At 72.5% G+C, this 8,311-nt stretch carries 8 protein-coding genes and 1 pseudogene; 4 read left to right on the top strand and 5 right to left on the bottom strand.

The genetic code is table 11. The annotated features are described in order from the left end of the window. Positions 1–225 precede the first annotated feature (225 nt). Positions 226–1,107 (top strand): lysophospholipid acyltransferase family protein, encoded by an 882-nt coding sequence (locus tag NIE79_RS32105; protein ID WP_238682137.1) that lies wholly within the window; start codon positions 226–228, stop codon positions 1,105–1,107. 22 nt (positions 1,108–1,129) lie between these two features. Here NIE79_RS32105 and NIE79_RS32100 read toward each other — a convergent pair whose 3' ends face one another. The 3 genes from NIE79_RS32100 to NIE79_RS32090 form a co-directional block, all read right to left on the bottom strand. Continuing rightward, a complete protein-coding gene (locus tag NIE79_RS32100; protein WP_238682136.1) occupies positions 1,130–1,999 on the bottom strand; it encodes an HAD family hydrolase in 870 nt (289 codons plus the stop codon). 129 nt (positions 2,000–2,128) lie between these two features. Continuing rightward, entirely contained in the window at positions 2,129–2,998 is an 870-nt protein-coding gene (locus tag NIE79_RS32095) for a DUF5667 domain-containing protein (protein ID WP_238682135.1), read from the bottom strand. Between the two features lie 289 nt (positions 2,999–3,287). Beyond that, positions 3,288–4,244: an ECF subfamily RNA polymerase sigma factor, BldN family gene (locus NIE79_RS32090; RefSeq protein WP_238682134.1), complete on the bottom strand. Its 957-nt coding sequence runs from the start codon at positions 4,242–4,244 to the stop codon at positions 3,288–3,290. Positions 4,245–4,831: 587 nt separating this feature from the next. On the opposite strand from NIE79_RS32090, the gene NIE79_RS32085 reads away from it, so the two are divergent. Genes NIE79_RS32085 through NIE79_RS32075 form a run of 3 tightly spaced genes read left to right on the top strand, consistent with a single transcriptional unit; the run spans position 4,832 to position 7,366 of the window. After that, positions 4,832–6,439 carry an AMP-binding protein gene (locus NIE79_RS32085; protein ID WP_238682133.1) on the top strand — a complete coding sequence of 536 codons (1,608 nt, stop codon included), beginning with the start codon at positions 4,832–4,834 and terminating at the stop codon, positions 6,437–6,439. After that, positions 6,429–6,683, top strand: a complete 255-nt coding sequence (locus NIE79_RS32080) for a glutaredoxin family protein (protein ID WP_030490173.1) — start codon at positions 6,429–6,431, stop codon at positions 6,681–6,683. Before NIE79_RS32085 ends, NIE79_RS32080 begins: the two co-directional genes overlap by 11 nt. Before the next feature lie 20 nt (positions 6,684–6,703). After that, positions 6,704–7,366, top strand: a complete 663-nt coding sequence (locus NIE79_RS32075; protein WP_238682132.1) for an HAD family hydrolase — start codon at positions 6,704–6,706, stop codon at positions 7,364–7,366. Here NIE79_RS32075 and NIE79_RS32070 read toward each other — a convergent pair. Continuing rightward, a complete protein-coding gene (locus NIE79_RS32070) occupies positions 7,347–8,000 on the bottom strand; it encodes a response regulator transcription factor (protein WP_030329744.1) in 654 nt (217 codons plus the stop codon). The two genes, NIE79_RS32075 and NIE79_RS32070, sit on opposite strands and share 20 nt — an antisense overlap. A gap of 117 nt (positions 8,001–8,117) precedes the next feature. Beyond that, positions 8,118–8,311: pseudogene (locus tag NIE79_RS32065) on the bottom strand (sensor histidine kinase); the annotation flags it as partial.

The following is an 8,311-nucleotide window of genomic DNA, read 5'->3' as shown; positions in this document are numbered from 1 at the left end:
GCAGTCGCGAACCGAGGTGACGCTGTGAGTGGGCCGGAGGAGAGGCGCGACCCGCAGTCGGTCGGGCGGTTCGACGTACCCGCGCAGGTGCCTCCGCCGGACGCGGAGCCGGCGCGGCGCAACGGACATCGGCCGGCCGCGCAGGCCGCGCCGACCCCGACCGCACCGCTGGCCTCGACCGCGCCCCCGACCCCGCCGCCGCCGGCCGACGCTGTCGACGCCGGGTTGTCCGGCGGCACCGAGCCGGCGGTGTCGGACCGGCCCGGGGACCACTGGGACCGCAAGGTCGCGAACGGGTTGGCGTTTCTGCGCCGACGGCTCTCCGGTGACTACGAGGTCGACGAGTTCGGCTTCGACTCGGAGTTGACCGACGCGGTCTTCCACCCGCTGCTGCGGCTGCTCTACCGGGACTGGTTCCGCACCGAGGTCAGTGGGGTCGAGCACGTCCCAGTGGACGGGCCCGCCCTGGTGGTCGGCAACCACTCCGGGACTGTGGCACTGGACGCTCTGATCCTCTCGGCGGCGCTGCACGACAAGCATCCCGCCCACCGCTACCTGCGGCTGCTCGGCGCCGACCTGGTGTTCCGGATGCCGGTGGTCTCCGAGTTGGCCCGCAAGACCGGCGGCACCGTGGCCTGCAACCCGGACGCCGAGCGGCTGCTCGGCGGTGGCGATCTGGTCGGCGTGTTCCCCGAGGGCTTCAAGGGCATCGGCAAGCTCTACGCCGACCGTTACAAACTGCAACGCTTCGGGCGGGGCGGGTTCGTCTCGGCGGCGCTGCGCACCGGCACCCCGATCGTGCCCGTCGCCATCGTCGGCGGCGAGGAGATCTACCCGATGCTCGCCGACATCAAGCCCCTGGCGCGGCTGCTGAAGCTGCCCTACTTCCCGGTCACGCCGACATTTCCGCTGCTCGGCCCGCTGGGCATGGTGCCGCTGCCCAGCAAGTGGCTGATCGAGTTCTGCCCGCCGATTCCCACCGCACACCTGACCGACTCGGCGGACGACCCGCTGGTGGTCTTCAACCTCGCCGACCAGGTGCGGGAGACCATTCAGCAGACCCTGCACACGCTGCTGGAGCGACGCCCCGACCCGTTCGGCCCCTAGAACTACGCCCCGAACGGGCGGCTCAGCCGGCGCGGCGGCGGCGTTGCAGGGCCAGGCCGGCGGTGACGGCGCCGGCGACCAACCCGGCCGCCGCTGTCGACGGCACCGCGATCTTGACCGCTCGGCGGCCGGTGCGGAAGTCCCGCACCTCCCAGCCGTGCTGGCGGGCCTGCCGCAGCAGGGCGCCGTCCGGGTTGACGGCCACCGCCCGGCCCACCGCGGAGAGCAGCGGCAGGTCGTTCGCCGAGTCGCTGTAGGCCGCGCAGCGGGCCAGCTCGAGCCCTTCCACGGCGGCGAGCTGGGTGACCGCCTCAGCTTTGGCCGGCCCGTGCATCAGGTCACCCACCAACCGCCCGGTGTACGCCCCGTCGAGCACCTCGGCCACAGTGCCGATGGCGCCGGTCAGGCCGAGCCGGGCGGCGATCACCCGGCCGATCTCGACGGGGGCGGCGCTGATCAGCCAGACCCGCTGACCAGCGTCCAGGTGACGCTGAGCGAGCTGGTGGGTGCCGGCCCAGATCCGAGGGGCCATCATCTCGTCGAAGATCTCCTCGGCGAGGTGTTCGACCTCGTTGACCCTCCAGCCCTGGACGAAGGCCAGCGCCGCCTCCTTGGCCAGTGACATGTCACCGGCGTGCTCCCGGGCCAGCAGCCGGAAGCGGAGCTGCTGCCAGGCAAATCGGGCCAGGTCGGCGGTGGTCACGTAGTTTCGGGAGGCCAGCCCACGGGCGAACCAGTAGATCGACGCGCCCTGCATCATCGTGTTGTCCACGTCGAAGAACGCCGCGGCGGTCGGGTCGGGTGCGCTGACCGGGGCCAGGTCGGTCTCCGCCCAGGCTGCGGTATGCCCCTCGGCGTCGGTGCTGACCGTCACCTTACGGCTACGCGCCACGCGAATCCCTTCCTCACCGGTACGACGGATGCTCCTCCCCAGCGAGGGTATCCGCCGTAGACGGGCGACCGGCCGGGCACACAGCGAACTGTGGCGCGGCCGGTCGGACGTGCGGTATAGGGACGCAGGTCAGCGGGCCCCGGGGCAGGTGTTCGGGTCCGGCCCGAGGGCGTCGCTGGCACTCGGTGCTGGCAGGCCGCAGGCGATCGCCGCGCGCAGGTCGTCCGACCGTTCCCGGATGCTGTCCAGCAACAGCAGCGACCGCTGGGTCCGTTCCCGGTCAATCCGGGTGCTCCCGTCGAGCAGACCGCGTACCGCCCGGCGCTGGCTCGACACGAAGGTGTTGAGAGTGTCCAGGCTTCCCGGCTCGGCCCGCTGCACAGCGGCCGAGGTCAGCAGGCGAACGCCCTGCCGGCTGTCGGCGTCCATGTCGTCGAGGACCGCGCTGTAGCCGATCCGGTCACCGCGCAGCTTGGCGGCTTCGCCGACTCTGGTCCGGGCGAAGTCCAGGAAGAGTTGGCCTCGGCTGATGTCGGAGCTGGCGAGGGCGAGCTGTGCCCGTTCGGTGGAGCGCTTCATGCCGTACAGCGCGTCACCGGGCACCGCGTTCTCGCTGGCGGCGGAGATCCCGGAGACGGCGATGGCCCCGGCGGCGATGCCGACCAGGATCGCGCCCCGTGCTCGGGCCCGCCGGGCGGTGACCGCCGGCAGTAGCCGCCCGCGGGTGGTCGTGGCGGCAGGTTCGCTGACCGCCGCTGGTGTGCTGCCCAGCCCCTCCCGCTCGGCGGTTGCGAGCAGCATCGCTCGCAGGCCGGTACGGAAGTCCTGGTCCACCTCGACAGCCGGGGGGTCGACGCTGAGCCGCTGACCCACTGCGACGAGTGGCGCCAATTGGCCGTCCACACGGGATCGCACGTGGTGTCGTCGAGCGCCGTTGGCCTCGTCGAGAAGCTGCGCGAAGCGCTCCGCGCGCCGGCGGGAGAAGAGGGTGTTGTCCACCGCAGGCACCTCCTCTCGCTGGTCACGGCCGGTCGGCCGCCGTCGTTGCCAGCGACCGGGCGGCAGTGTGACACCACGGAGGTGAGGTGCCGCCGGCATGCCGGTCGGACCTCGGTGACCCGGGCCTGCCGGGACATCCACCGGTCGCACCCGGAGAAACGCGGCGGACCGGGCACGGGTTACGGGCCTGGCGGAGCGGAAATTACAGAAAGTGATGGTCATCACCGGGCGGGACCGACTTTGAGCTGCGCGGACGTTGATCGACGCCCGTCGGTCCCGCCGTAACAAACTACGGCTGGAAGCCGTCGGGCAGCAGCCGGGCCAGGGCGCGGACGGCGCGGTACTGGAGGGCCTTGATGGCTCCCTCGTTCTTGCCCATCGCGCGGGCCGTCTCGGCGACCGAGAAGCCCTGGAGGAAGCGGAGCACTATGCACTCCTGCTGCTCCGGGTTGAGCTGCTTCACAGCGGTGAGGAGCGCGACGTTGGTGATGTGCTCCACCACCGCCGCCTCCGGGCTGCCCTCCGGGCCCCGGTCCTCCCGGTCGGCGTCGAGCACGTCGCCGGTGGTGACCTCCAGCCGGTACCGGCCCGACTTGAAGTGGTCCGCGACGAGGTTGCGGGCGATCGTCACCAACCAGGCGCCGAGGTCGCGGCCCTGCCAGGTGAAGCTGCCGATCCGCTTGAGCGCGCGCAGGAAGGTGTCCGAGGTGAGATCCTCGGCGAGTTGCCGGTTGCCGACCCGGAAGTAGACGAACCGGAAGACGGTGTCCACGTACCGGTCGTAGATCAGACCGAACGCCGCGGACTCGCCGGCCTGGGCCCGCTCGATCAGCGTCCAGACCTCGGTTGCCGGGTCGGACGGGTCCGGGCGGCTCGGGAAACCCGTCGGGGTGGTGGCGGTGGTGGCCGGCACCGCCGGGATCACCGCTGTCTCACCCGCCGCCGGGTCGGTGGTGACCGCCGGTGTGTCGCTTACCCGACGACCCTGCACCGGCATGGTGGGCCGGGACGGTACGGCGACCCGGCCGCCGGCCGGCTTCGCGTTTCCACCGGGCACTGCGGGTCGCGGTGGTGGCTCGTTGTGGTGCGGCCGGCTGCGGATCCGCTGCGCCGCGCCGTCACCCCGCACGACGCCACCGTGCTGTTCGTCCGATGGGGCGCGGGCCGCTGGCCGCTCGTTGACGTGGGAGCGGGCGGGTTGACCGGTCAGGCCGACCGGGCGTTCCGCGTAACCAAAGGTGGTCACCGTGTTGCCCCCGTCCCGTCGGTCGCCGGGCGGGCCGGTCTAGGTCTCGTCGGGGCGGACCGACCGGGTGACCGGTCGGGCAGGACGGTCACGGGAGTTGCCGACGGGCGGCAATTCCCCTGGAGGTGCTGGTCCAATGCGCTCACAGGCACGGGGGCCTCCTCGGGCTGAGGGGTGTCGACTCACGGCAAATGGGGTGAGCCGACCCGAGTGATAATAGGGCCAACGTCACCCGCGCGTGGCAAGTCCGTTACACAAGGCGGAAGTATTTCCCGCTCCCTCGCACCAGTGGCGGACCGGTTGTCCGTCGTGTGCGATTGACTTTCCGTCGGCACGGTGTTCCAGGCTGGATGCCCAGGTCGGAGGCTCTCCGCCCGTTCGGCTGCCCCGCCGCGCCGGCCGGCCGGACGGGGGCGGCCGAACTGCCCGTGGTCAGCGTCGCACGTCCCATCGACAGGACCCGATCGGATCGCCGGTGGCACACCGGACAGTCCCGTACATGGGACTATCGCGGTTGCCGTCCTGCGGGCGTGGTCCCGACCATCGGGCGTGGCTCGTCGCCGCCCGCTGTGCCAGACTCGATCACCGTGCAGGACGCCTCGGAAAGCCCCGCGCCGAACCTCGCCGACCGGGTCCGCCGGGCGGCTCACGACCGCGCCGAACGGCCCGCGCTGCACTGGCGTGAGCACACAGTGAGCTGGTCCGAACTGGACGCCGCAGTGGACGCCGCCGCCCGCGGCCTGTCCGCCGCAGCGCCACCCACCGGCCCCGGCGGTACGCCGCCCCGCGTCGCCATCGCGCTGCCCAACACACCGGACTTCGTGATCGCCTGGCTGGGCGCTCTGCGCGCCGGGCTGGTCACAGTGCCGGTCAACCCCGGCCTCACCGCCCCGGAGCTACGGCACGTGCTGGCCGACTCCGGCGCGTCGGTGCTCATCGCCACCGACCACGTTCGGGGCCTGGTCGCCGACGTGGCCGCCGAGCTGCCCGCGCTCGCCTCGGTGCACGGCACGCCACCGACCGCCGAGGCGCCCGGACCGGCACCCCGCCCCCGACGCGGCGGCGCCGACCTGGCTGTACTGCTCTACACCTCCGGCACCGAGGGGCGACCCAAGGGAGCGATGCTCTCGCACCGGGCGCTGCTCGCCAACCACGAACAGGTCGCGGAGATCGAGCCGCCGGTGGTCGGGCCGACGGACACTGTTCTCCTGGCGTTGCCGCTGTTCCACGCGTACGGGCTCAACTCGGGGCTCGGCGCGGTAGTGCACCACGGCGCGACCGGTGTGCTGCTCGACGAGCCGGGCCCGACGGCGGGGCTGGACGAGATCGCGCGGCACCGGGTCAGCGTGCTGGTCGGCGTACCGTCGATGTTCCTGACCTGGGCCGGCGCGGCCACGGCCCGCGCGGCGACCGCGTCGGTGCGGGTGGCGGTCTGCGGCGCGGCGCCGCTCGAACCCGCTGTCGCGGCGCGCTTCACCGAGGTCACCGGGCACCAGGTGCACATCGGGTACGGCCTCACCGAGACCGCGCCGGTGCTCACCTCCACCCTGGTCGGCGGCGTGCCCAAGCCGGGTTCGATCGGCCGGCCGCTGCCCGGGGTGCGGCTACGCCTGGTCGGCGCGGACGGGGTGGACCTGTGGCGCGACGGGCTGGCCGTCCCCGACGACGACCCGGATGAGCTGGACATCTCCGACGTGGCGCCGGGCACCGACCCGGGGCAGATCGTGGTGTGCGGCCCCAACCTCTTCACCGGCTACTGGCCCGACAATCGGGGCGGCCCGGACGCCGAGGGTTGGTGGGGCACCGGCGACATCGCGTACGCCGACGAGGACGGCGACCTCTTCCTGGTCGACCGGCTCGGTGAGTTGATCCTGGTCAACGGGTTCAACGTCTATCCGCACGAGGTGGAGCTGGTGCTCACCGGGCACCCCGGCGTGGTCGAGTCGGCGGTACTGGGTGTGCCGCACCCGCGGACCGGCGAGACTGTGCGGGCGTACGTGGTGCCGGCGCAGGGCCGACCGGTGACCAGCGAGGAACTTCTCGCCCACTGCGCGCGGAACCTGGCCCGGTTCAAGTGCCCGACCGCTGTCGAGTTCGTCGACGCCCTGCCGCACTCGGCGATCGGCAAGGTACGCAAGACCCAACTCCGGTCGGCGACGCCGACCGACCGCACGGAGGTAACCGATGGCCAGTGACGCCCGACTCGCCCTGATCACCCGACCCGGCTGCCACCTGTGCGACGACGCCAAGGCGGCGCTCGACCGGGTGGTCGCGGTCACCGGCGACAAGTGGGTCGAGTGGGACGTCACCGGTGACGAGGGGCTGGAGCGGGAGTACGGGGACCGGCTGCCGGTGGTGATGCTCGACGGCAAGGAGCACGGCTACTGGCGGGTCGAGGAGGACCGGCTGCTGCGGGACCTGACCACGCCTCAGCTCTGACGGGTGCCTAAGGTGCTCTGATGACCTCTGCGCCCCCGCACCTCGTCTGGGACTGGAACGGCACCCTGCTCAACGACCTCAGCCTGGTGGTGTCCGCCACCAACGTCGTGTTCGCGAGCCTGGGCGGGCCGACGGTCACCCCGGACGAGCACCGGGTGCGGTTCCGCAGGCCGATCGCCGAGTACTACGCCGAGGTGCTCGGGCAGGCCGTGGACGACGACGAGTTCGGCCGACTGGACAAGGTCTTCCACGACGCGTACCGCACCGGGTTGACCACCTGTGAGCTGGCCGCCGACGCGCGCGCCGCGATGGCCGCCTGGCCGGGCAGCCAGAGTCTGCTCTCCATGTGGTTCCACGAGGAACTGGTCCCGACCGTGCACACGTACGGGCTGACCGGCCACTTCACCCGCGTCGACGGGCTGCGGGCCACCGTCGGCGGCGGCCACAAGGCCGAGTCGCTTCAGCTGCACCTGGCCGAACTGGGCGTGGACGGCGCCTCGGTGGTGCTGATCGGCGACTCCATCGACGACGCGGACGCGGCACTCTCGGTGGGTGGCCGTGCCGTGCTCTACACCGGCGGGTTCACCGACCCGGCCCGGCTGCGCGCCTCCGGTCACCCGGTGGCCGACACCCTCACCGACGCGGTGGCCCTGGCCCGGGAGGTCAGTTCCGCAGATAGGTGAGGACGGCCAGCACCCGCCGGTGCTGTTCGGTGTCCGGCGGCAGGGTGAGCTTGGTGAAGATGTTGCGCACGTGCTTCTCCACAGCGCCGTCGCTGACCACCAGGGCCCGCGCGATGGCGGTGTTCGAGCGGCCCTCGGCCATCAGGGCGAGCACCTCGCGCTCGCGGGGGGTCAGCTCGCGCAACGGGTCGTCGCGGCGACGCCGGGCGAAGAGCTGACCCACCACCTCGGGGTCGAGCACAGTGCCGCCGCCCGCCACCCGCCGCAGCGCGTCCAGGAACTCGTCGATCGCGGCCACCCGGTCCTTGAGCAGGTAGCCGATCCCGCCGCCGGCGCCGCCGGTGGTGGCGAGAAGATCATCGGCGTACGACACCTCGACGTACTGGGAGAGCACCAGGATCGGGGTACGCGGCACAAGCCGGCGGGCCTCCACCGCAGCCCGCAGCCCCTCGTCCGTGTGCGACGGCGGCATCCGGACGTCGACGATCGACACGTCGGGCCGGTGCTCGACCACCGCCTCGACCAGGGCGTCACCGTCCCCGACGGCGGCCACCACCTGATGCCCGCTCTCGGTCAGCAGCCGGACCAGCCCCTCCCGGAGCAGGACGGCGTCGTCGGCGATCACGATGCGCATGGCTGTGTTGTCTACCACGTCCGGCCCGTCGTACGGGCTCGGCGCGGCGCCGGACCGCTCACGGCAACTCCTTCGTTCGCGACTGCGGGGCTCGCAAACCCGGCTCACTCCTCGCGCTCACAGGGGAAGCTCGGCGCGGATCTCGGTGGGGCCGCCGGTCGGGCTGACCACCACCAGTTCGCCACCGGCGGCCCGGACCCGGTCGGCGATGCCGGCCAGCCCGTGCCCCTTCCCCCGGTGTGCGCCGCCCTGGCCGTCGTCGGCCACGCGCCCCTGGCGGGGGGTTCCCTGCCGGGCCAAGGCCACAAGTG

Origin of the sequence: Micromonospora trifolii, assembly GCF_022229005.1 — a bacterium.
GTDB lineage: Bacteria > Actinomycetota > Actinomycetes > Mycobacteriales > Micromonosporaceae > Micromonospora > Micromonospora trifolii.
Note: the sequence above shows the minus strand (reverse complement) of the source record. Positions and strands in the feature narration are given on the sequence as shown.